Genomic DNA, 24,481 nt, shown 5'->3' with positions numbered 1-24,481 from the left:
GGTTCAAGGCAGGTTTCGGAGGAGTGCACCTCTGCGGGTGCCTGTTCGGTTTTTTCAAACCACAGTTATCGGGACGCCGGGCGGGTGATCGCCGTCACGCCGGATCGATCTGTTTCCATATATTGCACCGCCTTTCTGACGGAAGTCGCGGTGTTAACCTCCGAAAGTCGACCTTAAGGAGCCCCACGCCATGCATGCCATCAGTTTTATTCAGGATCTGGCAGTGATCATGCTGGTCGCAGGCGTGGTGACCGTACTGTTTCACCGCCTCAAACAACCGGTCGTCCTCGGCTACATCGTCGCCGGGTTCATCATCGGCCCGCACACGCCACCCTTCGGCCTGATCCACGACGAAGAAACCATCAAGACCCTCGCCGAACTCGGGGTGATTTTCCTGATGTTCTGCCTCGGCCTGGAGTTCAGCCTGCGCAAACTGTTCAAGGTCGGCGCCACGGCGTTTATCGCGGCGTTCCTGGAAATCGTGCTGATGATCTGGATCGGCTACGAAATCGGCCGCTGGTTCGACTGGAACACCATGGACTCGCTGTTCCTCGGCGCGATCCTGGCCATCTCTTCGACCACCATCATCGTCAAGGCACTCAATGACCTGAAGATGAAAAACGAGCGTTTCGCGCAGCTGATTTTCGGCGTACTGATCGTCGAGGACATTCTCGGCATCGGCATCATTGCCTTGCTGTCGAGCATCGCGGTCAGTGGCACGGTCAGTTCCGGCGAAGTGTTTTCCACGGTCGGCAAGCTCTCGCTGTTCATGATCGTCGCGCTGGTAATCGGGATTCTGCTGGTGCCGCGCCTGCTGGCCTACGTGGCCAAATTCGAAAGCAACGAGATGCTGCTGATCACCGTGCTGGGCCTGTGTTTCGGCTTCTGCCTGTTGGTGGTCAAGCTGGAATACAGCATGGTGCTCGGCGCGTTCCTGATTGGCGCGATCATGGCCGAGTCGCGACAGTTGCTGAAGATCGAGCGCCTGATCGAGCCGGTTCGCGACCTGTTCAGTGCAATCTTTTTCGTCGCCATCGGGCTGATGCTCGACCCGATGATCCTGCTGCAATACGCCTGGCCAATCGCAGTCATCACCGTCGCTGTGGTGCTCGGCAAGATGTTGTCCTGTGGCCTCGGTGCCTTTATCGCCGGCAATGACGGACGCACCTCACTGCGCGTGGGGATGGGGCTTTCGCAGATTGGCGAATTTTCTTTCATCATCGCGGCACTGGGGATGACCCTGCAGGTCACCAGCAACTTCCTCTACCCGGTCGCCGTGGCGGTGTCGGTGATCACTACGCTGCTGACGCCGTATCTGATCCGCGCGGCTGATCCGCTGTCGATCAAACTGGCTGGCGTGATGCCGCAGCGGTTGGGCCGCGTATTGGGGATGTATGGCGAATGGCTGCGCAGCATCCAGCCTCAGGGCGAGGGCGCGCTACTGGCGTCGATGATCCGGAGGATTCTGTTGCAGGTGGGGGTCAATCTGGCGCTGGTGATTGCGATTTTCTTCTCGGGCGCTTTTTTTGCCGAGCGGATGTCGCCCTATTTGCAGGACTGGATCAGCGACCCAAGCTGGCAGAAGGCGTTGATCTGGGGAGGGGCATTGCTGTTGTCGCTGCCGTTCCTCATCGCCGCCTATCGCAAGCTCAAGGCGCTGTCGATGTTGTTGGCGGAGATGGGCGTGAAACCGGAGATGGCCGGCCGTCACACGCAGCGAGTGCGTCGGGTGATCGCCGAGGTGATCCCGATCCTTTCGCTGTTGGTGATCTTCCTGCTGTTGGCAGCCTTGTCGGCCAGTATTCTGCCGACCAACAAGTTGCTGGTGTTGATTGTCGTGGTCGCGGCCGCCGTGGCGGCGCTGCTCTGGCGCTGGTTCATCCGCGTGCACACGCGGATGCAGGTGGCCTTGCTGGAAACCCTGGACAATCACAAGGAATCTTCGGGGCATTGACCACGCGGCGCGTCAGACGGCTCAGCTTTCCAGCCAGACGTCTCGTGCCCAGTGCCACACCGATTCCCAGGTTTCTTCGGCGATCAGCTCTTCTTCGGCTTGCCACAGCACTACAGTGCCGTCTTCTTCGACGCAGTAGTAGTCGTCACCGTCCTGGCAGATCGGGATCAGGCTGCGATCGACACCGGCGTCCCAGGCGTTGGCGGCAACGTCCGGCAGGTAGGTGTGGGATTGCGGGTCGGTGACGGTCACCGGCTCCAGGCTGCCGTAGACCACGTCGCTGACGGTCAGCAAAAATTCTCTGAAAACAAATGGAATGTCGATGAACAGTTGTTCTTCGATTTCGACCAGCAGATCTTCGTCGGGCAGCTCCAAGGGGACCGGTACCGGTTCGTTGGCTTCACGCAGTTGTTCGATGATTTCTTCCACGTCCGGGATCCTCTTGCTTGTATGGCGCGGTTTAGTTGGGGCGGTTTATACAGTAGCTCGCTATAGATGCAACCGTGAAATAGAAAACCCCGGCCGAGGCCGGGGTTTTTGTTGCGACACATTTAACGCAGGTCGGTTCAGCCGTTCTGGCGGATACCGGCAACCAGCCAAGGCTGGTTTTCACCCTGTGGACGTTCCATGTTCCAGCTTTCGCTGAACACTTCGCCCTGGTCGAAACGCGAGGTTTTCGACACGCCGCTGAAGGTCAGGGTGGCGATGGTCTTGTCGGCGCGATCATCGACGCCATCCAGTTGAACATTGAGGTTATCAATGTAGGTGGACTGGAAGCCCTCACCCAGATCGGCACGTTCGCGCTTGAGGAACTCAAGCAGCTGCGGGGTCACGAACTCGGCGATCTTGTCCATTTCGTTGGCGTCCCAGTGTTGCTGCAGGGACTGGAAGTGGTTGCGGGCCGCTTCAATGAAGTTCTTTTCATTGAACCAGGCTGGCGCGTTGATGACCGGACGGGCGGCAGCCGGAGCGGCCGAACCACCGAAGATCGAACCCATGGCGCTTGGCTTCTGCTCGAACACTTCACGCTGCATCGGGGCGCCAGCCGGAGCCAGGTGCTCCTGTTGCTTGCGACGACGAGCGGCGATGAAACGGAAGACCAGGAAGGCAATGACGGCCATGATCAGGATGTCGAAGAACTGCATGCCCTCGAAGCCGCCGCCCATGAACATGGAAGCCAGCAGGCCACCGGCAGCGATACCGGCCAGAGGGCCGAGCCAGCGCGAAGCACCGCCGGCCTTGGTGGCAGCGCCAGCGGCACCGGCCGCGCCCGCAGTGGCAGCAGCGCCACCTGCAGCAGAAGAAGGAGCCATTTGGCTGGTCTGGTGAGTCGGCGCAGCGCCGGAGCTCTTGCCGCCACCAAAGCGCTTGGCGTTGGCGTCGAGGCTCATCGTCAGGCCGATGCACAACGCCATGGCGATGCTAAGAAAACGTTTCATAAAGGGAATTCCCATTTGTGGATGGCACGCGCGCCATGTTGCACAGCTGAAGTGTTACTGGCTAGCGGCAGAGTGTTTCGGGCTTTTGCCTGACAGGTCGTGTTCAGCTTCAGTCAGGGCAATAAGGCCTGTTAACTTTGGTCCGTAGGACGAGTGGATAGGTTCTGTAGGAAGGGGCCTAGCGTCGTAGCGCAAGCGTGACCACACCGGCCGTGATCAGGCCGATTCCGCCCCATTGGCGCAGGTCGAGTTTTTCACCCAGCAAGATCACGCCGAGCACCGCCACCAGCACCACACTGAGTTTGTCCACCGGAGCGACCAGCGAGGCCGGCCCCAGTTTCAATGCGCGGAAGTAGCAGATCCACGAGGCGCCGGTGGCCAGTCCCGACAGCAGCAGGAACAGGTAGCTCCTGGCCGAGATCGATCCTAATGACTGATATTGGCCCGTGGCGTACAAAATCAAGGCCAGGCTGACCAACACCACCACGGTGCGCAGCAACGTGGCGAAGTCGGAGTTGACGTTTTCGATGCCGATTTTGGCAAAGATCGCGGTCATGGCGGCAAAGGCTGCCGACATCAGGGCCCAGAATGTCCAGGAAGAAAAGAAACCTGAGCCCATGGTTCGCGCCTTTATAAGATCAACCTGCCGAGGTGGATTAACCACAAACCCCTGTGGGAGCGAGCCTGCTCGCGATAGCCGCACCACGGTTTTCCGGATAAACCGCGGCGCCCTCAATCGCGAGCAGGCTCGCTCCTACAGAAAAGCCGACAACCCTTAGATCGCTTCCAGTTTGGCGTAGCCCAACATCAGCCACTTGCTGCCTTCGCTGAAGTTCACCTGCACCCGGGCCTGCGCGCCGGCACCTTCGAAGTTCAGGATCACGCCATCGCCAAACACCGAATGCCGTACGGTCTGACCGAGGCTGAACCCGGTGTCGGGAATCTCGCTGCCGCCAAACAGGCTGCTGGAACTCTGCTGCTGGCCGCCGCCAAACGGGCGACTGACACTGTTGGACAGGCGCACTTCCTGAATCAGGCCTTTCGGCACTTCACGTACGAAACGCGAGACCTTGTTGTAGGTTTCGCTGCCATACAGACGTCGGGTTTCAGCATAGGTCATCACCAGGTTCTGCATCGCCCGGGTAATGCCGACGTAGGCCAAACGGCGCTCTTCCTCAAGGCGCCCCGGCTCTTCCAGGCTCATCTTGTGCGGGAACAGGCCTTCTTCCATGCCCACCAGGAACACGTAAGGGAATTCCAGGCCTTTGGCGCTGTGCAACGTCATCAGCTGAATGCTGTCTTCGTGCTCATCGGCCTGAGTGTCACCCGCCTCCAGTGACGCATGACCGAGGAACGCCGCCAGTGGGGTCAGGTCCTCGTCTTCTTCTGCGTTCTCGAAGTTGCGTGCGGCGCTGACCAGTTCCTCAAGGTTTTCTACCCGGGCCTGGCCTTTTTCGCCTTTTTCCGCTTCGTGATAGGCAATCAGTCCGGACTGCTCGATGACGGTCTGGGTCATCAGGTGCAGCGGCATTTCCATGCACTTGGCGGCGAGGTTCTCGATCAGCTCGATAAACGCGCCAAGCGCACCTGCTGCGCGACCGGTCAGGCCTTTATTGGCAACCAGCAGGCGCATGGCTTCCCACATCGACACATCACTGTGGCGCGCATGGTCGCGAATCGCTTCAACGGTTTTCTCGCCGATGCCGCGCGCCGGAACGTTGATCACCCGCTCCAGCGCTGCATCGTTGCCACGACCTTCCAGCAAACGCAGGTAAGCCATGGCGTTCTTGATTTCAGCCCGCTCGAAGAAGCGCTGACCGCCATAGATGCGGTACGGGATGCGCTCGCGCAGCAAGGCTTCTTCCAAAACGCGGGATTGGGCGTTGGAGCGGTACAAAATCGCAATATCGCTGCGAGCCAAGCCGGTTTTCAGCGCGCTTTCGATGGTTTCCACCACGTAGCGTGCTTCATCGTGTTCGTTGAACGCCGCGTACAGATTGATCGCTTCGCCTTCGCCGCCGTCGGTCCACAGCTCTTTGCCCATGCGCCCGGTGTTGTTGGCGATCAGGGCGTTGGCCGCCTTGAGGATACCGGCGGTGGAGCGGTAGTTCTGCTCCAGACGAATGGTTTCTGCGTCCGGGAAATCGTCGGAGTACTGATAGATGTTCTCGATTTTCGCGCCGCGCCAGCCGTAGATCGACTGGTCGTCGTCGCCCACCACCATCAGGCTGTCGCCGCCCTTGGCCAGCAGTCGCAGCCAGGCGTACTGCACGGCGTTGGTGTCCTGGAACTCGTCCACCAGGATGTGCCGGAAGCGCTTCTGATAGTGCGCCAGCAAACCCGGGTGATCGCGCCACAAGTCGAGGGCTCGCAGCAGTAATTCGGAGAAATCGATCACGCCAGCGCGCAGGCACGCGGCCTCGTAGGCCTCATAAATGCTGCGCATGGTGGCCAGGAACAGGTCGCCGCTGGCTTGAATGTGTTGCGGACGCAGACCTTCGTCTTTCTGCCCGTTGATGAACCATTGGGCCTGACGGGCCGGCCAGCGTTGCTCGTCCAGACCCAGTTCGCGAATAACGCGTTTGACCAGACGTTGCTGGTCGTCGCTGTCGAGAATCTGGAAGGTCTGGCTCAGGCCGGCTTCCTGCCAGTGCGCCCGCAGCAAGCGGTGCGCCAGGCCGTGGAAAGTGCCGACCCACATGCCGGCCGGGTTTATACCCATCAACTGCTCGATGCGATGACGCATCTCGGCAGCGGCCTTGTTGGTGAAGGTCACCGACAGGATTGAGTGGGGCGAGGCGTTTTCGACCTGGATCAACCAGGCGATACGGTGCACCAGCACTCGGGTTTTACCGGAACCAGCACCGGCCAGGACCAACTGACGACCCACGGAGGCAGCTACGGCCTGGCGTTGGGCATCGTTGAGGGAGTTCAGCAGAAGGGAGAGATCATCGCGCATCGGGGCATTCTAGGGGGCGGCGCCACACCGGGCAAACCCCGCTTTGCTTTAGCCGATGAAAGATACGCGAAGGACGACCGGTCGGTCACTGGCTGCAGGCGTTGGCGGGGCTCGCTTCCAGCGTTTTCAGGGGGTAAAAGGGTTCCGGGCTTTTGCAGAAATTATGATCTGGAGCAGTTTGGTAAGGGCATTGGCTTGTGTATGCTCCGTCCACGTTTCGGGCTCATGCTCATCATTATAAGAACAAGAACATTGCCTATGACCCTCAGCTCCGACCTGTCGGGCCCCACTGTGGAGCCCCGGGTTATCCGCAAACAGTACGCCATGGAAATGGCGGTCGAGCGCACGCGCCTGCTTTATCAAGGCTCGCTGCTGCCGACGCTGTTCATGCTGATCAATGGCCTGGTGTGTGCGGGATTGCTCTGGAGTCCGCAGCGCTACTTCCTGGTCAGCGTCTGGCTGGTGTGGCTGTTGTCGCTGGTAGCGTTGCGGGTGATTCAGGTCGCCGCTTTCGATTCGGCCATTCCCAACCGCCAGGCCCATCCGGTCTGGCGTCGCATGTTTTTGCTCGGTTCGGCCATGACCGGCCTGACCCTGGCCGGCGCCGGCATTGCCCTGGTGCCCGCCGACAATTTCATCCAGCAAGCCTGGGTGTTCGGCCTGATCGGCGCGGCAGCCCTCTCGGCCAGCGTCGCTTATGCCGTCAGCCTGCCAGCCTTCCTGTCCTTCACCTTGCCGTGCCTGTTACCGGCCATCGCCTACCTGTTCTGGGGCGGTGACGAGCAGGAGCAGGGCTGGGGCTGGTTCGGCCTGATTTTGCTGGGAGCGTTGAGCGTGGTCGCCTGGCAGGTCAATCGGCTGATTGATCGCGGGTTGTTGCGCCGCTTCCAGAATCAGGCATTGATCGAGCACTTGCAGCAGGCCCAGAGCCGCAGCGACCAGCTGAACCATGATCTTGCCAAAGAAATCGATCAGCGCCGTCGTGCCGAAGACGAGTTGCGAGAAATTCAGATTGGACTGGAAAGCCGCGTCGCCCAGCGCAGCCTGGAGCTGGATGCTGCCAACCAGGCCCTGAGCAAAAGCGAGGCGCGCCTGGCGCTGGCGTTGAAGGCCAGTGAACTGGGGCTGTGGGACTGGAACCTGCAAACCGACGAAGTCCATCACACCCATATTCAAGAGTTGTTCGGCCTGGAGCCGGAATTCGTGACGGCCATGCTGCGTCACCTCAAGCCGCGCCTGCATCCCGAGGACTTGCCATCGCTGAGGCGCGCACTGGTCGAGCACCTGAAGGGCCGCAGCGAGGACTATCAGATCGAATACCGCGTGCGCCATGGCGATGGCCATTGGGTCTGGATCGAGGACCGCGGTCGAGCGGTGGAGCGCAGTGACGGCGGTCGGGTGATCCGCATGGTCGGCACCCGCCGCGACATCAGTGCCAGCAAGATGCTGGAAGCCCAGCAGCAACTGGCGGCGACGGTGTTCGAGGCCGCCAGCGAAGGCATCATGATTTTCGATCCGAATTACGCACTTATCGCTGTAAACCAGGCGTTCAGCCGCTTAACGGGCTACGACATCGACGACATGCTCGGGCGCAATGTCGTGGAGCTGCCGTGCAGTCGCGATGCCCGTCGCCACTACGGGGCGATTCATCAGGCGCTGGAGCAACACGGCAGTTGGCAGGGCGAGCTGGTGGAAACGCGCAAGAACGGCGAGCTGTATCCGCAATGGCTGCAATTGAACGCCGTGCGCGATACGCGGGGAAATGTCAGCCATATCGTCGGCTTCTTCGCCGATCTCTCGGCGCGGCGCGAATCCGAAGAGCGCATGCGCTACCTGACTCACTACGATGAACTGACTGGCCTGGCCAACCGTTCGTTGTTCCGCGAAAGGTTGCGTGAAGCCCATCAGCGCGTGCGCCAGGGCGGGCGCAGTCTGGCGTTGTTGCACATCAATCTTGATCGCTTCAAGTTGCTCAACGACAGCCTTGGCCATGAAATCGCCGATCAGCTGTTGCAGAAAATGGCCCGGCGGCTGGTCAACGCACTGCCGGAAGCAGACACCATCGCCCGATTGTCCGGCGATGAGTTCGCCGTGCTGTTCGACGCTTACGGCAACCTTTCGAGCCTGGCGCGGGTGGCGACTCGCCTGTCGGCCAAGCTGCGTTTGCCGGTGACCGTCGAGGGGCATGAGCTGGTGGTCAGCGCGTCCATGGGCATCAGCATGTTGCCGGACAACGCACGGGAAATCTCCGCGCTGGTGAGTCAGTCGAACATGGCCATGCAACATGCCAAACACTTGGGCGGCAACAATTTCCAGTTCTACACCGACAGTCTGCAAGCCAGCACGCTTGAGCGCTTGCAGCTGGAAAACCAGCTGCGTAAAGCCATCGAAGAAAATCAACTGAAAGTGTTTTACCAACCCAAGCTTTGCCTCGCCACCGGCCGGTTGAATGCCGCCGAGGCATTGGTGCGCTGGGATCACCCGACCATGGGCCGCGTGCCGCCGTCGGACTTCATCGGCCTGGCTGAGGAAACCGGGCTTATCGGCCCGATCGGCGAATTCGTGTTGCGTCAGGCGTGCTGGCAAGCCTGCGAATGGCAGCGTCAGGGGCTGGAGCCGATCCGGGTGTCGGTCAATTTGTCGGTGCATCAGTTGCGCCAGGGCAAGCTGGTCAGTCTGGTGCGTCAGGTATTGGAAGAAACCGGCCTGGCACCGCACTACCTCGAACTGGAGCTTACCGAAAGCCAGTTGCTGGACAGCGTTGAGCACATCATCGCGACGTTCCAGCAGCTACGTGATCTTGGGGTGAAGCTGGCCATCGACGATTTCGGCACCGGCTATTCGTCCCTGAGCTACCTCAAGCGCATCCCGGTGGATTACGTGAAGATCGATCAGGCATTCATTCGCGGCCTGGGGGAGGGGAGCGTGGATGCGGCGATCACCCGGGCGATCATTGCGATGGCCCACGGGTTGTCGTTGAAGGTGGTGGCTGAAGGCGTGGAGCGGTCGGAGCAGCTTGAGTTTTTGCAGGCTGAGCGCTGTGATGAAGTGCAGGGGTATTTGATCAGTCGCCCGATAGAGGCGAGTGGGCTGGCGGACCTTCTGCGAGCGCAATCCGCCTACTGAAGGTGTGTCGCACAATCACACCTTCCCGCCACTAAAATGACGGGAAGGTGTTTATAGACTTAGTTTGTAATCAGAACTTTATCGATGTGGTGAATTTTTTCACCTTTATAGAAAATGCTCACGCCGGAAACATTGGAGTTGCCCAGTTCTTTATATTCGACAACTTTGTCTGTTTCAACTTGCAGCGAAATTTCGTTGGAGTTTTCAAGAATCAACTCCAGTCGCAGATCAAAGGATTTATCCTGAAGATCGGTCATTACCAGCTTGGGGGTAATGCCTGTGTGTGCAACGGTTACGGTGCCGAAAGCGCGGAAAGAAGCTGCGCCAGGCATACGGTCAATTTGTGCGGTCCAGTCTTTGGTTTTAATGCTCATAGTGTGTAACTCCTTTAATTAAGTTTGATTGCTTCCTGCACGATCAAGGTAACTAGGTGAAGTTGTTTTTGGAAGAGGGTTGTTATTTGCATTTGTAAGTTTGAGTGTTTTGTTTTTTGCACTTGTAGCAACTAAGACCCTGCTGCTTTGAGTGAGTCGATCAGGGAGGGTTGTTAGCCTAAGGGTGTGCTTCGGTTGCGCTGCGGCTCTGATAATGAGTGCTACATGAAGCGCGCACGCCTGAAAACGAGGGATTCGGTTGCGCATTGAGCAGGCAAAAAGCCAATTCATGTAGTATAACTACAAGCTTGCTACATCCCCGGCGCCTGCCAATAACAAAGAGTCCAGCCCCTTGAATCTGCTGCAACACATCGCCCAGTCACGCCACCTGTTACGCAAGTCGGAGCTCAAGGTCGCCGACCACGTGCTGCTTGACCCGGCGGCGGTGATGCACAGCTCCATGGCCGACCTGGCCCACAGCGTGGGCATCAGCGAGCCGACCATCGTGCGGTTCTGCCGCGCCATCGGTTGTTCCGGGTTTCAGGATCTGAAACTGAAGCTGGCGCAAAGCCTGGCGGCCGGTGCGAGCTTCGGCCAGTTCGCGATCCATGAAGACGATTCGGTCGCCGATTACAGCCTGAAAATTTTCGACACCACACTGCACACCCTGATGGAGGTTCGCGAGAAGCTCGACCCGGTGGAGTTGCAGCGCGCGGTATCGCTGATGTCCCAGGCCCAGCGTGTCGAGTTTTATGGCTTTGGCGCGTCAGGTGCGGTGGCGGCGGATGCCCAGCACAAATTCTTCCGTTTGCTGCTGACGGCAGCCGCGTATTCCGACCCGCACATGCAGGCGATGTCGGCGGTCACCTTGAAGCCGACTGACGTGGCGATCTGCATTTCCCAGTCCGGGCGTTCCAAGGATCTGTTGATTACCGCGAATCTGGTGCGTGAAAGCGGTGCCTCGCTGATCACCTTGTGTCCGAGCCAGACACCGTTGGCCGAGCTGTCGACCGTCAACCTGGCCATCGACGTGCACGAAGACACCGAAATCTATACACCGCTGACCTCGCGCATCGCTCATTTGGTGGTGATCGACGTGTTGGCGATGGGCGTAGCCATGGCGCGCGGGCCGAGCCTGGTCAACCACCTCAAGAGCGTCAAGCGCAGCCTGCGCAGCTTGCGGTTGTCGCCCAAGTCGGTGAAAGCCCTCGACGACTGATTCGTCTTGAGGGCGTCTTCGCGGGCAAGCCTCGCTCCTACGGGTATGCGCTGTCTGTAGGAGCGAGGCTTGCCCGCGAAGGCGTCCTCAAACATGACAACTTTCATCTGCCTGTAACGCACAAGCCGCCAAACCGTCATCCCTCGCGCCCATCCTGTAACTCCCGTAATCGCCTTGGGAGACTCGAAATGGCCCAGCCCTACGAAGAACGCAACAGCGCCGTCAAAACCCGTCGTCAGCAAGAAGACCAGCGCCGCATGGAATTCCGCCGCGCTATCGAAGATCGCTGCGAACGCCGCCAGTTGCTGGCCGAGATCGGTGATTTTCCCGAGCTGGAACTCAACTACTGGCAGGCAGCTCCCGCAACTTCCCGTCGAAACGCTCAACCAGGGCGCTGATCTGCACCCGTTCGCTGCGGATAAACGCAAGGAATGCGTGGGCCACCGGCGACAGCCGTTTGGCCTTGGCCTGCACCAGGCACCAGCTGCGAAACAGTGGCAGTTCTTCGACCGGTAACTCGATCAGTCCGCCGGTCGCCAACTCCAGGTTCAGGGCGTGGCGCGTCAACAGCGCGACGCCCAGACCCGCCAGCACACATTCACGCTGGGCTTCGGCCGATGCGACCTCTTGGGTCTGGTTGAAATGCACGCGCTTCTCTTTGAAATACTCTTCGCACGCCAGTCGCGTACCCGAGCCGGGTTCGCGCAGTAGCAGCGTGTAGGGTTCGAGGTCCTGCAAGCGCAACGGTCCCATATGGCACAGCGGATGATCCGGCGGCGCCACGGCCACGATCGGATTGTTGAGGAACGGCAGGAACTCCAGCCCCATGTCCTGCGGCACCATGGACATGATCACCAGGTCGTCGCGGTTGTCGGAGAGACGGCGGATCACTTGCCCACGGTTGACCACGGTCAGTTGCAGGTTCACTTCCGGATGCTGACGCTTGAACGCGGCAAACAGATGCGGCACGAAATACTTGGCGCTGGATTCCACCGCCAGTTTCAGTTGCCCCTGCAGTGATCCCTGCATGTCCGACAGCTGCATGTCGAGGTTTTCCAGGCGCCCGAAAATATCCCGGCTGGCCCGCTGAAGCGCTTCAGCCGCTTCGGTCATGTAGAGCTTTTTGCCGACGTAATCGAACAAAGGCTGACCAATCAGCTCCTCAAGTTGACGAATCTGCAGGCTCACGGCAGGTTGTGTGAGCGACATTTCGTCCGCCGCACGGCTGTAAGACCGTAAATCACAGACCTCATTGAAGATCTGCAATTGACGCAATGTCATACGCATCAATGACTTACGCATTATCTGAAAGCTCCCGCCGCAGGCTGATGCATCAACTATAAGTCTTTACTTATGCCTGACCCAATAATTAATCATTTTTGTTAATCCCTTGCGGGGGCTAGTGTGGGCCTGCGACTGAATTGAAACATTTGGTCACGCGTCGACCTGGTCTAGCAGGTCGTGGGTACCACCGGCTCAAGGGAAACTCCAAGTGATAACAAAGATCCTGATCGCCAACCGTGGTGAGATTGCCGTACGAATCGTGCGAGCCTGCGCCGAGATGGGCATTCGCTCGGTTGCGATCTATTCCGACGCCGACCGCCATGCCTTGCATGTGAAGCGTGCGGATGAAGCCCACAGCATCGGTGCCGAGCCACTGGCCGGTTACCTGAATGCGCGCAAGCTGGTGAATCTGGCGGTAGAAACCGGTTGTGATGCGTTGCATCCCGGCTACGGTTTCCTCTCGGAAAACGCTGAGCTGGCAGATATCTGCGCAGAACGCGGCATCAAGTTCATCGGTCCATCGGCTGAAGTGATTCGCCGCATGGGCGACAAGACTGAAGCCCGTCGCAGCATGATCAAGGCTGGCGTGCCCGTCACCCCGGGTACCGAGGGCAACGTCGCGGACATCGCCGAAGCCTTGGTCGAAGGCGACCGCATCGGATATCCGGTGATGCTCAAGGCGACTTCTGGTGGTGGTGGCCGTGGTATCCGTCGCTGCGACAGCCGAGAAGAACTTGAACAAGCATTCCCTCGGGTCATTTCCGAAGCCACCAAGGCCTTTGGTTCGGCGGAAGTGTTCCTGGAAAAATGCATCGTCAACCCGAAACACATCGAAGCGCAGATCCTCGGCGACAGCTTTGGCAATGTGGTGCACCTGTTCGAGCGTGACTGCTCGATCCAGCGCCGCAACCAGAAGCTCATCGAAATCGCTCCGAGCCCGCAACTGACCCCGGAACAGCGCGCCTACATCGGCGACCTGTCGGTGCGCGCAGCCAAGGCAGTGGGTTACGAGAACGCCGGCACCGTGGAGTTCCTGCTCGCCGAGGGCGAGGTGTACTTCATGGAGATGAACACCCGGGTGCAGGTGGAACACACCATCACCGAAGAAATCACCGGCATCGACATCGTGCGTGAGCAGATCCGCATCGCGTCCGGCCTGCCGCTTTCGGTGAAACAGGAAGACATCCAGCACCGCGGTTTCGCGCTGCAATTCCGGATCAACGCCGAAGACCCGAAAAACAACTTCCTGCCGAGCTTCGGCAAGATCACCCGTTACTACGCACCCGGCGGTCCTGGCGTGCGTACCGATACGGCGATCTACACCGGCTACACCATTCCGCCGTTCTACGACTCCATGTGTCTGAAACTGGTGGTGTGGGCGCTGACCTGGGAAGAGGCGATGGACCGTGGCTTGCGTGCCCTCGACGACATGCGTCTGCAAGGGGTCAAGACCACCGCCGCGTACTACCAGGAAATCCTGCGTAACCCGGAATTCCGTAGCGGCCAGTTCAATACCAGCTTCGTTGAAAGCCACCCTGAACTGACCAACTACTCGATCAAGCGCAAACCCGAAGAGCTGGCCCTGGCCATCGCCGCCGCCATCGCCGCCCACGCAGGCCTGTGAGGAATAGAACAATGAGCAAACAAATCCACGTTACCGACACAATCCTGCGCGACGCCCACCAATCGCTGCTCGCCACCCGCATGCGCACCGAAGACATGCTGCCGATCTGCGACAAGCTCGACAAAGTCGGCTACTGGTCGCTGGAATGCTGGGGCGGCGCGACGTTCGACGCCTGCGTACGCTTCCTCAAAGAAGACCCGTGGGAGCGTCTGCGCCAATTGCGCGCGGCGTTGCCTAACACCCGTTTGCAAATGCTCCTGCGTGGCCAGAACCTGCTGGGCTACCGCCATTACAGCGACGACGTGGTCAAAGCCTTCGTCGCCAAGGCGGCGGTCAACGGCATCGACGTGTTCCGCATCTTCGACGCCATGAACGACGTGCGTAACCTGCGCGTGGCCATCGAAGCGGTGAAAGCGGCGGGCAAACACGCCCAAGGCACCATCGCTTACACCACCAGCCCGGTGCACACCATCGAAGCATTCGTGAACCAGGCCAAGCAAATGGAAGCCATGGGTTGCGATTCGGTGGCAATCAAGGACATGGCCGGCCTGCTGACCCCATATGCCACAGGTGAACTGGTCAAGGCACTGAAAGCCGAGCAGTCGCTGCCAGTGTTCATTCACTCGCACGACACCGCTGGCCTGGCTGCGATGTGCCAGATGAAGGCCATCGAAAACGGTGCCGACCACATCGACACCGCGATCTCCAGCTTCGCCTGGGGCACCAGCCACCCTGGCACCGAGTCGATGGTCGCCGCCCTTAAAGGCAGCGAATTCGACACCGGCCTGAACCTGGAACTGCTGCAAGAGATCGGCCTGTACTTCTACGCCGTGCGCAAGAAGTACCACCAGTTCGAAAGCGAATTCACCGCCGTCGACACCCGCGTGCAAGTCAACCAGGTGCCGGGCGGCATGATCTCCAACCTGGCCAACCAGCTCAAAGAGCAGGGCGCGCTGAACCGCATGAGTGAAGTGCTGGCCGAAATCCCGCGCGTTCGTGAAGACCTCGGTTTCCCGCCGCTGGTAACCCCGACCTCGCAGATCGTTGGCACCCAGGCGTTCTTCAACGTGCTGGCCGGCGAGCGCTACAAAACCATCACCAACGAAGTGAAGCTCTACCTGCAAGGCGGCTACGGCAAGGCGCCAGGCACCGTAAACGAAAAACTGCGCCGCCAGGCCATCGGCAGCGAAGAAGTGATCGACGTTCGTCCGGCTGACCTGCTCAAGCCGGAAATGACCAAGCTGCGTGCCGAGATCGGCGCCGTGGCCAAGTCTGAAGAAGACGTGCTGACCTACGCAATGTTCCCTGACATCGGTCGCAAGTTCCTCGAAGAACGCGCTGCCGGCACCCTCACTCCAGAAGTGCTGTTGCCGATTCCGGAAGCGGGCGGCGTAGCCTCTGCCGGCGGCGAAGGCGTGCCGACCGAGTTCGTCATCGACGTCCACGGCGAAACCTACCGCGTCGACATCACCGGTGTCGGCGTCAAGGCTGAAGGCAAGCGTCACTTCTACCTGTCCATCGACGGCATGCCGGAAGAAGTGGTGTTCGAACCACTCAACGAATTCGTCAGCGGCGGCAGCAGCAAGCGCAAACAAGCCACGGCACCGGGCCACGTCAGCACCACCATGCCGGGCAACATCGTCGACGTGCTGGTCAAGGAAGGCGACGTTGTGAAAGCCGGCCAGGCCGTGCTGATCACCGAAGCGATGAAGATGGAAACCGAAGTGCAGGCGGCCATCGCCGGCAAAGTCACCGCCATCCACGTGGCCAAGGGCGACCGGGTCAACCCGGGCGAAATCCTGATCGAGATCGAAGGCTGAGTTAACAGCCTCGATACAACGCTTTAAACCTCGGGGGGGCATGTGCTCCCCTTTTTTTTCGCCTGTTATTCAAGGCACCACATGACCCATGTGGGAGCGAGCCTGCTCGCGATTACGGTGTGACACTCAGCCTCTTCATTGGCAGATTCTCCGCTAGCGCGAGCAGGTATGGTGATGTGTCAGTGGTTGATCAGAACGCCATCCGCCACTGACCCATTACGCCATGAGTGCGGCTATCGCTGCCCATTTCACCCGAGAGCCCCACTCCAATCGTGTTACGTGCTGAAAGCCTGAGGTCCACACCCGCATCGACCATAAATTTGTCCCGATCCTGTGGCGCACTGTAGACGCTGTAGTCGTTGCCGCCGGTGACAAGGCGTTGCCTGGTTTCTGTGTAGACCTTGCCATACGTGTGTTTCCAGCCTGCGCTGAAACGCGGCGTTAGTTGCATTCCGTTATCCAGCGTATTGAGCTTCGCCAGACGCAGGCCGAATGTGCTGCTGAAGTTTTCCTCGGATTGATCGTGGACTTTCAGCGAAGCATCGCCTCCTTTCTCAGTGAAACTGTCGCGTTGATAGCGCTGGTACCCAAGACTGGCAAACGGTTCGATGATGACGCTGACGCGGCCAAGGTTGAAACCCACCTCTGCGAAGGCTTGTTGGGTATTGGCCTCGTAACGGCCCTTGGGTCGATCCTTGAAACCGTAAAATTCGACCCGGCGCGTGCTGCTGCCATCATGGTTGTTGTAAGTCGCGCCCAAGCGCAGGGACATTGGCCCGTTCTGGCGAAGTGCGTAAGCCCCCAAGTGCCAGCTGTCCAGATTGCCGTCCAACTCGCGGCTCTTCTGGCGGGTGCGGGATTGACCGCCCATCAGACCTAGACGCCATTGCTCATCAATTTGCCAGTCGGCACCTATCACCAATCCGTGGGTGGAATGCTGCAGCGGGTCATAGTCGCGATCCAGTTTCCCACTGTGTCCCAGCGCCTGGAGCCAGACTCGGCCATTGGCATCGCTGCCGGCTGCCAGTCGAGGCGCACCATTCTGATTATTGGAAACACTGTTGCTATCGAGCTGGCGCATGGCCGAGAGCAGGGTGGCGCTTATCGGGCCGTCACTGTTCAAGGTCGCCTTGGCGAGGTTGGCGTTGCTGTCGCCGGCCAGAATTTCGAGGGCGTGGGCAGCGGTAGCTCGATCGGATCCGAGCAGGGCGGTGACGGCGGCATTGGTCGTGCTGGAGGTTTTTTGTTCGGTCTGGGTGGCCGTTGGCTCTTCAATGCTGGCACCGAACTGCTTGCCACTTTCCGTATCCGCGATGCTCTCGAAAGATACATCGTTACGTGCGTAGGTCAGGCTGACAATTCTCGGGTCGTCGTAATTCAGTTCAGGTGTCATGAAAACAAGGTTGTTTTCGATGTCGCCGAAACGCCCCACGACGTTGGTCGCCTCAATGAGGGTGTACTGGCTGGTTTGCGGGAAATCACCAGTTGCGGCAATTTTCAGGGTTGCATCGCCAAGGCTCGCCGTGCCATCGACTTTGATCGTCTCGCCTCGGCCATCGGCATTTACTTCATAGGTCAGAACTGCGGTCCTGGACAGTTTCATGTCGCCCGCTACGACAGGTGCGCCGAGTTGTCGATTGACGACGAGCCCGCCGCTTACGTCCAGCCCTCCTACACGGCCCTTGCCACTGAAGGTTCCCGACTCATACACCTCGACGTTTCCGCCGATGCTGCCGTTGTTCACCAACGTGCCTTGAGCGACTGCGCGCCCTTGGATATGTCCGTTATTGGTGAGCATCGCCTGAGGGCGCACTAAGGCACCGATCTGGAAGTCTCCGGAGTCCTTGCCGCCATTCAGGGTCCACGTACCCTGTTTGATATCCAGGCCAGCGAAATCCCGGGTTTCGCCCAATGTGCCCCCTTTGGTGTGATCGAGTCTGATGACGTTGATGCCACCACCGCCGTCCAGTCGCTTGGTCATGCCCCCTCCGGAAAGGACGCTGACCAGATCGTTACGCTCATCCAACTGCAGATTTCGCCACTCCGCGATTTTGTTGATCAAGTGGGGTTGGGTATCGGCAGCTCCGATGAACGCATCGAGTTCCATAATCAAGTCTTCGGACGTTTCGAAAGGTGCGGAAGTTTGATCGGTACTGGTTTGTTGGGCCGCCGCGAATTCAGCGCAGCCCACGGCAAGTGCTATCGAAAATGCGAGGTGTTTGGGTCGGTATTTGTGTTGAACGGGCATCGAATTCGGCCTCTTTTGACAGGAGGCCAAACTCTAAAAGGGAGGCTATATGTGCCGATGTCAGCTGCGTCCGGCAGCGATGCAGGCGGCGTCGGATGGTTGCGTGGAAAAAGAACAGCCAAATGGGGATGGCCGTATTTATCGGTTTTGCCAAGGCGCTTTTTCTTACAGGAATTCTCAACGAATGTTAGAAACGTCAGAAGTGCCCATACCCGAAGACGGTGATTTTTTACCTAACTACGACTCAAATACGCCTTCCCATAATGCCGCTCCATCCGCGCCTGAATCAGCTCCAACCCAATCGACATCACCCAGTAAATCACCGCCGCCGTCGTCAGCATCTCGATGTAGCGATAGCTCGAGCGCCCATATGACTGCGCCAGAAACATCACCTCCCAAACACCCATCACCGAGATCAGTGACGAGTCTTTGAGCATCGAGATGAATTGATTGGTGGTCGGCGGGATGATGGTGCGCATGGCTTGCGGCAGGGTGACACGCCAGAAGATCACGGTTTCGCGCATGCCCAGTGCCAGCGAGGCTTCGCGCTGGCCGTGGGGGACGCCGAGGATGCCGGCGCGGAAGATTTCGCTGAGATAGGCGCCGTAGTTCAGCGACAGAGCAATGATGCCGGCGACGACGGCGCCCGGCACGATGCCGAGTTGCGGCAGGCCGAGGTAGATCAGCAGGATCTGGATCAGCAGCGGAGTGCCGCGAAAGAACGAGGCGTAGAAACTCGCAATCCCGAAGGCCACGGCGCTTTTCGACAGCCGTGCGAGGGCGGTGATGAAGCCCAGCAGCGACGACGCGACGATTGAGCACAGGCACAAAAACAGGGTCAGCGCCGCGCCTTGCAGAAAGCCGTTCGGCGCCAGGTGCAGGCCGATCAGGTTGGGCAGCTTGTCGAGGATGATCGAGAACTTCAGGTCGAAGCTCAGGAAGAAACTGGCAAACAGACCCAGCATTGCCGCCCAGGTCAGGTACAGCCGCGTGCGAAAACCGAAGATCCGTTGCAGCCGGGACTCAGCCACCGGTTGTGGCGGCTGCGGTGGGTTGGGAAAGGAAGTCATTTGCTGATGTCGGCGCCGATCCATTTTTGCGAGAGTTTGCTCAGGGTGCCGTCCTGTTTCAGTTGCGCGAAGACGTCACGCACCTTGGCGTCCCATTGCGCATCGCCTTTTTCGATGGCCACCGAGTTCGGCTCCGAGTACAGCGGTTCGCCGGCAAGCTTGAAGCGTTTGTCTTCGGTCAGGCGTGGCTGCGCGGTGACCAGGTTGGTGAGGACCGCATCCAGTCGCACGCCAGCGCCCAGCCCCAGGTCCTGGAACGCCACGTTGTCGGTGTCGTACGGGGCGATCTGCACGTTTTCAAACGGGTACTGCAACTGCGTGTCTTCGGCGCCTTCGATCACCAGGTTTTTGTTCAGGTAGCTTTCGTAGCTGGAAGCGCTGGTGAGGCCGACTTTCTTTCCGCTCAGGTCCTTGGCGCTGTGGATGCTGTCGTCCTTGGCGTTGACCACGATCACCGCCGGCGAGGCGTAGTACTCGACCGGGAAATCAAAGACTTCGGCGCGGGACTTGCTCGGGGTCATGGAGCAGATGCAAATGTCGTAGCGCCCGCTCCAGCGGCCGGCAGCGATCACGTCCCAGGAAGGTGTTTCGAGGCGCAATTTGACCCCGAGTTTATTGGCCACGGCTTTGGCCACATCAACGTCGAAACCGTCGAGCTGGTTCTGGTCATTGAGGAACGAGAAGGGCGGATAGCTTTCCATCAGCACGCCGACCAGTTCTTTCTTTTGCTCGATGCGGTCCAGCGTGGCGCCGCCGAAGGCTTGGGTGGAGGCAGCCAGAATCGTCAGGCCCAGGGCCAGTAGTGGTTGAAGTTTCACAGTCGAGCCCTAAAAAAAAATGGTTGTTATTAACCGGATGGTGCGTATTAAATAGTTATAAGAACGACTCTGGTAGTGAGTTATTTTCATAAGCATATGAGTAAAAAGCATATGAGCGCAGCAAGCACAGTGATTCTGGATGGCGGCATGGGTCGTGAGTTGCAGCGCCGCGGTGCGCCGTTCAGACAGCCGGAATGGTCGGCGCTGGCCTTGAGCGAAGCGCCGCAGGCCGTCGAGGCGGTGCACGCGGCTTATATCGAAAGCGGCGCGAACGTGATCACCAGCAACAGCTATGCGGTGGTGCCTTTTCACATTGGCGAAGAACGTTTTGCGGCTGAGGGTCGAGCCCTCGCGGCGCTGGCCGGGGAGTTGGCCAGACGTGCGGTGGACGCTGCGGGCAAACCGGTGCGTGTGGCGGGTTCATTGCCGCCGTTGTTCGGTTCCTATCGGCCGGATTTGTTCGACGCGACTCGGGTGACGGAATTGCTCGCGCCGCTGGTCGAGGGGCTGGCCCCGCATGTCGACCTGTGGCTGGCCGAAACCCAAAGCTCGATCGTGGAAGCGCGAGCGATTCACGCCGGTCTGCCGAAGGATGGCAAGCCGTTCTGGCTGTCTTTTACCCTGAAGGATGAGGACACGGACGAAGTCCCGCGCTTGCGTTCCGGCGAACCTGTGGCCGAAGCCGCTGCGGTGGCTGCGCAGCTGGGCGTCGAGACGTTGCTGTTCAACTGCAGCCAGCCGGAAGTGATCGGTGCGGCGATTGATGCGGCGCGGGCAACGTTCGAGCGTCTGGGGGTGAAGATTCACATCGGCGCGTACGCCAATGCCTTCCCGCCGCAACCGAAAGAGGCGACAGCCAATGATGGTCTGGACCCGTTGCGCGACGATCTGGACCCGCCGGGCTACCTGCATTGGGCGGCGGACTGGAAAGAGCGCGGTGCCAGCCATTTGGGTGGGTGCTGCGGGATTGGGCCGGAGCATATTGCGGTGTTGGCCCAGAAATTGGTGTGATGCCATTCGCGGGCAAGCCTCGCTCCTACATTGGATCGGGTTGATCACAAATATTGTGGTCGACCTAAAACCCTGTAGGAGCGAGGCTTGCCCGCGAAGGCGTCCGTCCAGGCGCCGCTTATTTACCCGCGACACTCCGCCAACGTTTTCACCTGCCCCGACCCCGTCTGATTCTCATCACTCAACCACCGCTCAAACCCCGCCCCAACCACCGGCCATTCCGAATCCAGAATCGAATACCAGGCCGTATCCCGGTTTTGCCCCTTCACCACCATGTGCTGACGGAACACCCCTTCAAAACTGAACCCCAAGCGCTCAGCCGCGTACTTGGAGCGAGCGTTGCCGTTGTTGCATTTCCACTCCAGACGCCGATAGCCCAGCGCGAACGACTCTTTCGCCAGCAGATACACCGCCTCGGTACTTTTCGGCGAACGCTGCATCGGTGCACCGAAGGTGACGTGGCCGATTTCAATACGGCCCTGAGACGGAACGATCGACATCAAGCTGAGAATGCCTTGCACATCGCCGCTGGCACGGTCGATCACGCTGAAGAAATACGGGTCGCTGTTGGCCGCGTGATTGTTCAGCCAGTCGTTGAAAACGCTGCGCTCCGGGAAAGGACCGTAAGGCAAATAATCCCAGAGTTTCGGGTCGGCGCCCGGGCCTTGCAGGGCTTTGAACAAACCGTCGCCATGGCGTGCCGGGTCGAGTTTTTCCAGGCGGATGAAGCGCCCTTCGATGGTTTGCACCGTTGGCGCCGGGACGCCTTTCCAGTCTGCGAGTGAAGTCGTCATGTCGTTCTCCTTGAACCTTAAAGGGCTTTGCGGAACTGGATGAAACCAGGGCGCTCGGCGATGCGCTCGTAGAGCTGGATCGCGGTGGCGTTGGTTTCGTGGGTCAACCAGTGGACCTTGCAGCAACCGTCCGCTTTGGCGGTCGCGTAGACAAATTCGATCAGCTTGCGGCCGACGCCGGTGCCGCGGGTTTCGGGTGTTACCAACAGGTCTTGCAGGTAGCAGGAGTTTTCGATGCTCCAGTTCGACCGATGGTAGATGAAGTTCACCATGCCGACCGCCTTGCCGTCACTCCACGCCAATGCCGAATGAGTCGGTTCATTCGAGTCGAGCAGGCGTTGCCATGTGCTGTCCGTGACCGCCTCAGGCAGTTCGGTGTTGTAGAAGCGCAGGTAGGCTTGCCACAACGGCAGCCACGCAGCGTGATCATCAGCGGTGACCTGGCGGATTTCAATCTGACTCATGTTCAATCCTTAGCGCATCAAGTGGGCGAGGGCCTGGTCATGCACGTCGGGGCTGGCGGCGAGCCCCTTACGCACACCGGCGATGTCTGCGGTGCTGCGGTTCTGGCTGAGTTTGCGTTTGCCTTCCAGGCGCTGGATCGGCAGGGCAAACCCGACGATGGCCTTGAGCATGCCGTCGATGTAGTCGGCGGGTGCATCAGCGACTGTCCATGGTTGGGCGCGACCGGCTTCATGGCGATCGGTCAACGTACTGACCAGGTTAAGCAGGCGGTCGGCGTCGGTGAAAACCTCTGCGGTGCCGTAAGCGTGTACGGCGACGTAGTTCCAGGTCGGTACGACTTTGCCGTGCTCGGCTTTGCTCGGATAAAAGCCCGGGCTGATGTACGCGTCGGCACCGGCGAAAATGACCAGCGCTTCGGCACCGTTTTGCAGTGCCTTCCAGTGCGGGTTGGCCCGGGCGAAATGACCGTACAGGGTGCCATTCGGACCTTGGTCAGGGCTGAACAGCAACGGCAGGTGACTGGCTTGCAAGCCTTGCTCGTCGTGGGTAATCACCACGGCAAGACGCGTGTCGAGTATCTGCTGCTGCAGTTCATGCAAATCTTTGATGGCAAAGCCGCTGGGGTTGTACATGGAAAAATTCCTTGGCGAATGCATCCATCCTAGGCAGGCTATTGGTCTGTTGTAAGAGCCATTAACGACCAATTTCATAGGTCCATTGCCATGAGCGAAGCGCCGCTTTCCCTGTCGTTCAACCCCGCCGGTATCGAACTTGACCGCCGTCAGGGGCTTAGTCGTCAGCTCTATCAGGCCTTGCGCCTGCGGGTGCTCGACGGGCGATTGGCCAGTGGCACTCGATTGCCGGCCAGCCGGGACTTGGCGGCGGCGTTGGCGATTTCCCGCAACAGCGTGGTTCGCGCCTACGATCAGCTCTACGCAGAAGGCTTCATCGAGGGGCGTGTCGGGGACGGGACTTACGTCGCGCAATTGCCTCAAGCGGCGTTGCCCACGAAAAAACTATCCACAAAAGTATCCACAGGGTTGTCAACAGGGTTACCCACAGCCTTATCCACAAATTGGCTGGATTTACCTGTGGTTTCATCCAGTAAAGTTATCCACAGCGGAGCGCTGGGGCGCGTTGAAAAGAACCATTTGGCCACGCCGCCCAGCGGTCCGCCTCGGGCTTTTCGGGTGGGCGTGCCGGCGTTCGACCTGTTTCCCTTCGAGGTGTGGGCCAAGCTGAATGCGGCTTTCTGGCGTAAACCGGATTTGCAGCAGCTGTGTTATGGCGATCCGGCGGGCGATGCGCGCTTGCGCGGCCTGATCGCCGCTTATTTGCGCAGTTCGCGGGGGATGCAGTGCACGGCTGAGCAAATAGTGATCACCAGCGGCGCGCAGCAGGGGATTAGCCTTTGTGCACAGTTGCTCGTGGAGCCGGGCGACGGCGTGGCGATTGAAAATCCGGGGTATCGGGCGGCGGGTCATGCGTTCGCCGTGGCCGGGGCAAAATTGCATGGGGTGGCGGTGGACGGCGAGGGCATCGACTGCACCGAACTGGCCCGGCTCAGCGATTGTCGACTGGCCTATGTCACGCCTTCGCATCAATACCCGACCGGCGTGGTAATGAGCCTGGCGCGGCGTCTTGAATTACTCGCTTGGGCGGAGCGTAACCAAGGCTGGATCGTCGAGGACGACTACGATGGCGAGTACCGTTACAGCGGCGCACCCCTGGCGCCGTTGGCGGCACTCGATCGGCAGGGCCGGGTCTTGTACGTCGGGACTTTTGGCAAAGTCGCATTCCCGGCGTTGCGCCTGGGTTATCTGGTGTTGCCGCCAGCACTGGTGCAGGCGTTTTCTCAACGTCGAGCGGTGGACGTCCGGCATTCCGAAGTCAGCACCCAGGCTGTGATGGCCGAGTTCATGGCCGCCGGGCATTTCCAGCGGCACATCCGCCGCATGCGCCGTGCTGCCCTGAGTCGTCGCAATACGTTGCTGGCGGGCTGGCCGCAGAACATCCCCGGCATCGGCAGCCTGCCGAGTGTCGCGGCAGGGCTGCATCTGACGGTGGCGGTCGACTCACAGGCGCGCGAGTACGAATTGATAGAAAAAGCCGCCAGCGTCGATGTCGAGATCAATGCGCTGAGCAGCTATTGGTTGCCGGACTCGCAGAAACCGGTGGACCAGCGTGCCGGGCTGGTCCTGGGTTTCGCGGCCGTGCCCGAGGTGGCCATCAGCACCGCACTCGGACGACTGGAAAAGGTCTGGCGCCGTTAGCGG

At 59.6% G+C, this 24,481-nt stretch carries 20 protein-coding genes; 8 read left to right on the top strand and 12 right to left on the bottom strand.

All coding sequences use genetic code 11. The features are described from left to right. Nucleotides 1-190: 190 nt before the first annotated feature. On the top strand, nt 191-1,954 hold the full coding sequence (locus tag KGA82_RS08125; protein ID WP_008027455.1) for a cation:proton antiporter: 1,764 nt from the start codon (nt 191-193) through the stop codon (nt 1,952-1,954). A 21-nt stretch (nt 1,955-1,975) separates the two neighbouring features. Here KGA82_RS08125 and KGA82_RS08120 read toward each other — a convergent pair whose 3' ends face one another. The 4 genes from KGA82_RS08120 to uvrD form a co-directional block, all read right to left on the bottom strand. Further along, a complete protein-coding gene (locus KGA82_RS08120) occupies nt 1,976-2,383 on the bottom strand; it encodes an SMI1/KNR4 family protein (protein ID WP_003187120.1) in 408 nt (135 codons plus the stop codon). A 137-nt stretch (nt 2,384-2,520) separates the two neighbouring features. Continuing rightward, nucleotides 2,521-3,393, bottom strand: coding sequence for a Tim44 domain-containing protein (locus KGA82_RS08115; RefSeq protein ID WP_223415546.1), 873 nt, complete (start codon nt 3,391-3,393; stop codon nt 2,521-2,523). 178 nt (nt 3,394-3,571) lie between these two features. Continuing rightward, nucleotides 3,572-4,012, bottom strand: coding sequence for an EamA family transporter (locus KGA82_RS08110; protein WP_223450090.1), 441 nt, complete (start codon nt 4,010-4,012; stop codon nt 3,572-3,574). Nucleotides 4,013-4,168: 156 nt separating this feature from the next. Next, entirely contained in the window at nt 4,169-6,352 is a 2,184-nt protein-coding gene (gene uvrD / locus KGA82_RS08105; protein ID WP_008027451.1) for a DNA helicase II, read from the bottom strand. A gap of 258 nt (nt 6,353-6,610) precedes the next feature. On the opposite strand from uvrD, the gene KGA82_RS08100 reads away from it, so the two are divergent. Next, nucleotides 6,611-9,478, top strand: coding sequence for an EAL domain-containing protein (locus tag KGA82_RS08100; RefSeq protein ID WP_223450089.1), 2,868 nt, complete (start codon nt 6,611-6,613; stop codon nt 9,476-9,478). A gap of 59 nt (nt 9,479-9,537) precedes the next feature. Here the strand turns inward: KGA82_RS08100 and KGA82_RS08095 are convergent, their stop codons facing one another. Next, complete coding sequence (locus KGA82_RS08095) at nt 9,538-9,852, bottom strand: hypothetical protein (protein ID WP_223450088.1); 315 nt, start codon at nt 9,850-9,852, stop codon at nt 9,538-9,540. Between the two features lie 352 nt (nt 9,853-10,204). On the opposite strand from KGA82_RS08095, the gene hexR reads away from it, so the two are divergent. Together hexR and KGA82_RS08085 are read left to right on the top strand one after the other, a co-directional pair. Next, nucleotides 10,205-11,071, top strand: a complete 867-nt coding sequence (hexR, locus tag KGA82_RS08090) for a transcriptional regulator HexR (protein ID WP_008027445.1) — start codon at nt 10,205-10,207, stop codon at nt 11,069-11,071. Nucleotides 11,072-11,259: 188 nt separating this feature from the next. Then, nucleotides 11,260-11,469 carry a PA3496 family putative envelope integrity protein gene (locus tag KGA82_RS08085; protein WP_008030742.1) on the top strand — a complete coding sequence of 70 codons (210 nt, stop codon included), beginning with the start codon at nt 11,260-11,262 and terminating at the stop codon, nt 11,467-11,469. Here KGA82_RS08085 and KGA82_RS08080 read toward each other — a convergent pair. After that, nucleotides 11,411-12,373, bottom strand: a complete 963-nt coding sequence (locus KGA82_RS08080) for a LysR family transcriptional regulator (RefSeq protein ID WP_008038154.1) — start codon at nt 12,371-12,373, stop codon at nt 11,411-11,413. The genes KGA82_RS08085 and KGA82_RS08080 overlap by 59 nt on opposite strands. Nucleotides 12,374-12,563: 190 nt before the next feature. On the opposite strand from KGA82_RS08080, the gene KGA82_RS08075 reads away from it, so the two are divergent. Together KGA82_RS08075 and oadA are read left to right on the top strand one after the other, a co-directional pair. Continuing rightward, nucleotides 12,564-13,979, top strand: coding sequence for an acetyl-CoA carboxylase biotin carboxylase subunit (locus KGA82_RS08075; RefSeq protein ID WP_008030739.1), 1,416 nt, complete (start codon nt 12,564-12,566; stop codon nt 13,977-13,979). 11 nt (nt 13,980-13,990) lie between these two features. Next, nucleotides 13,991-15,799, top strand: a complete 1,809-nt coding sequence (gene oadA / locus KGA82_RS08070) for a sodium-extruding oxaloacetate decarboxylase subunit alpha (protein ID WP_008038148.1) — start codon at nt 13,991-13,993, stop codon at nt 15,797-15,799. A gap of 190 nt (nt 15,800-15,989) precedes the next feature. On the opposite strand, the gene KGA82_RS08065 is transcribed toward oadA, so the two are convergent. The 3 genes from KGA82_RS08065 to KGA82_RS08055 all read right to left on the bottom strand — a co-directional run bounded on the left by KGA82_RS08065 (nt 15,990) and on the right by KGA82_RS08055 (nt 19,935). Continuing rightward, the gene (locus KGA82_RS08065) at nt 15,990-18,047 is read right to left on the bottom strand and encodes an autotransporter domain-containing protein (RefSeq protein ID WP_223450087.1); all 2,058 of its coding nucleotides are present in this window, start codon (nt 18,045-18,047) and stop codon (nt 15,990-15,992) included. Nucleotides 18,048-18,280: 233 nt separating this feature from the next. After that, nucleotides 18,281-19,117 carry an amino acid ABC transporter permease gene (locus tag KGA82_RS08060; RefSeq protein ID WP_008030736.1) on the bottom strand — a complete coding sequence of 279 codons (837 nt, stop codon included), beginning with the start codon at nt 19,115-19,117 and terminating at the stop codon, nt 18,281-18,283. Next, entirely contained in the window at nt 19,114-19,935 is an 822-nt protein-coding gene (locus tag KGA82_RS08055; RefSeq protein ID WP_223450086.1) for an ABC transporter substrate-binding protein, read from the bottom strand. The genes KGA82_RS08060 and KGA82_RS08055 overlap by 4 nt, the downstream gene beginning before the upstream one ends. Nucleotides 19,936-20,046: 111 nt before the next feature. Here KGA82_RS08055 and KGA82_RS08050 point away from each other — a divergent pair, with 111 nt between their 5' ends. Next, nucleotides 20,047-20,946 carry a homocysteine S-methyltransferase family protein gene (locus tag KGA82_RS08050; protein ID WP_223434119.1) on the top strand — a complete coding sequence of 300 codons (900 nt, stop codon included), beginning with the start codon at nt 20,047-20,049 and terminating at the stop codon, nt 20,944-20,946. Nucleotides 20,947-21,068: 122 nt separating this feature from the next. Here KGA82_RS08050 and KGA82_RS08045 read toward each other — a convergent pair whose 3' ends face one another. From KGA82_RS08045 to KGA82_RS08035, 3 genes are read right to left on the bottom strand one after another with little or no spacing between them, the layout of a single operon-like run. Beyond that, nucleotides 21,069-21,740 carry a GNAT family N-acetyltransferase gene (locus tag KGA82_RS08045; RefSeq protein WP_008030727.1) on the bottom strand — a complete coding sequence of 224 codons (672 nt, stop codon included), beginning with the start codon at nt 21,738-21,740 and terminating at the stop codon, nt 21,069-21,071. Between the two features lie 17 nt (nt 21,741-21,757). Continuing rightward, on the bottom strand, nt 21,758-22,204 hold the full coding sequence (locus KGA82_RS08040) for a GNAT family N-acetyltransferase (protein ID WP_008030725.1): 447 nt from the start codon (nt 22,202-22,204) through the stop codon (nt 21,758-21,760). A 9-nt stretch (nt 22,205-22,213) separates the two neighbouring features. Further along, nucleotides 22,214-22,837 (bottom strand): FMN-binding negative transcriptional regulator, encoded by a 624-nt coding sequence (locus KGA82_RS08035; RefSeq protein WP_223450085.1) that lies wholly within the window; start codon nt 22,835-22,837, stop codon nt 22,214-22,216. Nucleotides 22,838-22,927: 90 nt separating this feature from the next. Here KGA82_RS08035 and KGA82_RS08030 point away from each other — a divergent pair, with 90 nt between their 5' ends. Further along, the gene (locus KGA82_RS08030) at nt 22,928-24,478 is read left to right on the top strand and encodes a PLP-dependent aminotransferase family protein (RefSeq protein ID WP_223434116.1); all 1,551 of its coding nucleotides are present in this window, start codon (nt 22,928-22,930) and stop codon (nt 24,476-24,478) included. Nucleotides 24,479-24,481: the final 3 nt, after the last annotated feature.

Source organism: Pseudomonas sp. BF-RE-22 (genome assembly GCF_019956155.1).
Lineage (GTDB): Bacteria > Pseudomonadota > Gammaproteobacteria > Pseudomonadales > Pseudomonadaceae > Aquipseudomonas > Aquipseudomonas migulae.
This window is presented reverse-complemented; position numbering and strand designations above follow the sequence as displayed.

Bases quoted from the DNA above. Each gene is read 5' to 3' on its own strand.
- KGA82_RS08125 (WP_008027455.1), top strand. From the start codon at position 191: ATGCATGCCATCAGTTTTATTCAGGATCTGGCAGTGATCATGCTGGTC.
- KGA82_RS08115 (WP_223415546.1), bottom strand. From the start codon at position 3,393: ATGAAACGTTTTCTTAGCATCGCCATGGCGTTGTGCATCGGCCTGACG.
- KGA82_RS08110 (WP_223450090.1), bottom strand. From the start codon at position 4,012: ATGGGCTCAGGTTTCTTTTCTTCCTGGACATTCTGGGCCCTGATGTCG.
- uvrD (WP_008027451.1), bottom strand. From the start codon at position 6,352: ATGCGCGATGATCTCTCCCTTCTGCTGAACTCCCTCAACGATGCCCAA.
- KGA82_RS08100 (WP_223450089.1), top strand. From the start codon at position 6,611: ATGACCCTCAGCTCCGACCTGTCGGGCCCCACTGTGGAGCCCCGGGTT.
- KGA82_RS08095 (WP_223450088.1), bottom strand. From the start codon at position 9,852: ATGAGCATTAAAACCAAAGACTGGACCGCACAAATTGACCGTATGCCT.
- KGA82_RS08085 (WP_008030742.1), top strand. From the start codon at position 11,260: ATGGCCCAGCCCTACGAAGAACGCAACAGCGCCGTCAAAACCCGTCGT.
- KGA82_RS08080 (WP_008038154.1), bottom strand. From the start codon at position 12,373: ATGCGTAAGTCATTGATGCGTATGACATTGCGTCAATTGCAGATCTTC.
- oadA (WP_008038148.1), top strand. From the start codon at position 13,991: ATGAGCAAACAAATCCACGTTACCGACACAATCCTGCGCGACGCCCAC.
- KGA82_RS08065 (WP_223450087.1), bottom strand. From the start codon at position 18,047: ATGCCCGTTCAACACAAATACCGACCCAAACACCTCGCATTTTCGATA.
- KGA82_RS08060 (WP_008030736.1), bottom strand. From the start codon at position 19,117: ATGACTTCCTTTCCCAACCCACCGCAGCCGCCACAACCGGTGGCTGAG.
- KGA82_RS08050 (WP_223434119.1), top strand. From the start codon at position 20,047: ATGAGCGCAGCAAGCACAGTGATTCTGGATGGCGGCATGGGTCGTGAG.
- KGA82_RS08045 (WP_008030727.1), bottom strand. From the start codon at position 21,740: ATGACGACTTCACTCGCAGACTGGAAAGGCGTCCCGGCGCCAACGGTG.
- KGA82_RS08040 (WP_008030725.1), bottom strand. From the start codon at position 22,204: ATGAGTCAGATTGAAATCCGCCAGGTCACCGCTGATGATCACGCTGCG.
- KGA82_RS08035 (WP_223450085.1), bottom strand. From the start codon at position 22,837: ATGTACAACCCCAGCGGCTTTGCCATCAAAGATTTGCATGAACTGCAG.
- KGA82_RS08030 (WP_223434116.1), top strand. From the start codon at position 22,928: ATGAGCGAAGCGCCGCTTTCCCTGTCGTTCAACCCCGCCGGTATCGAA.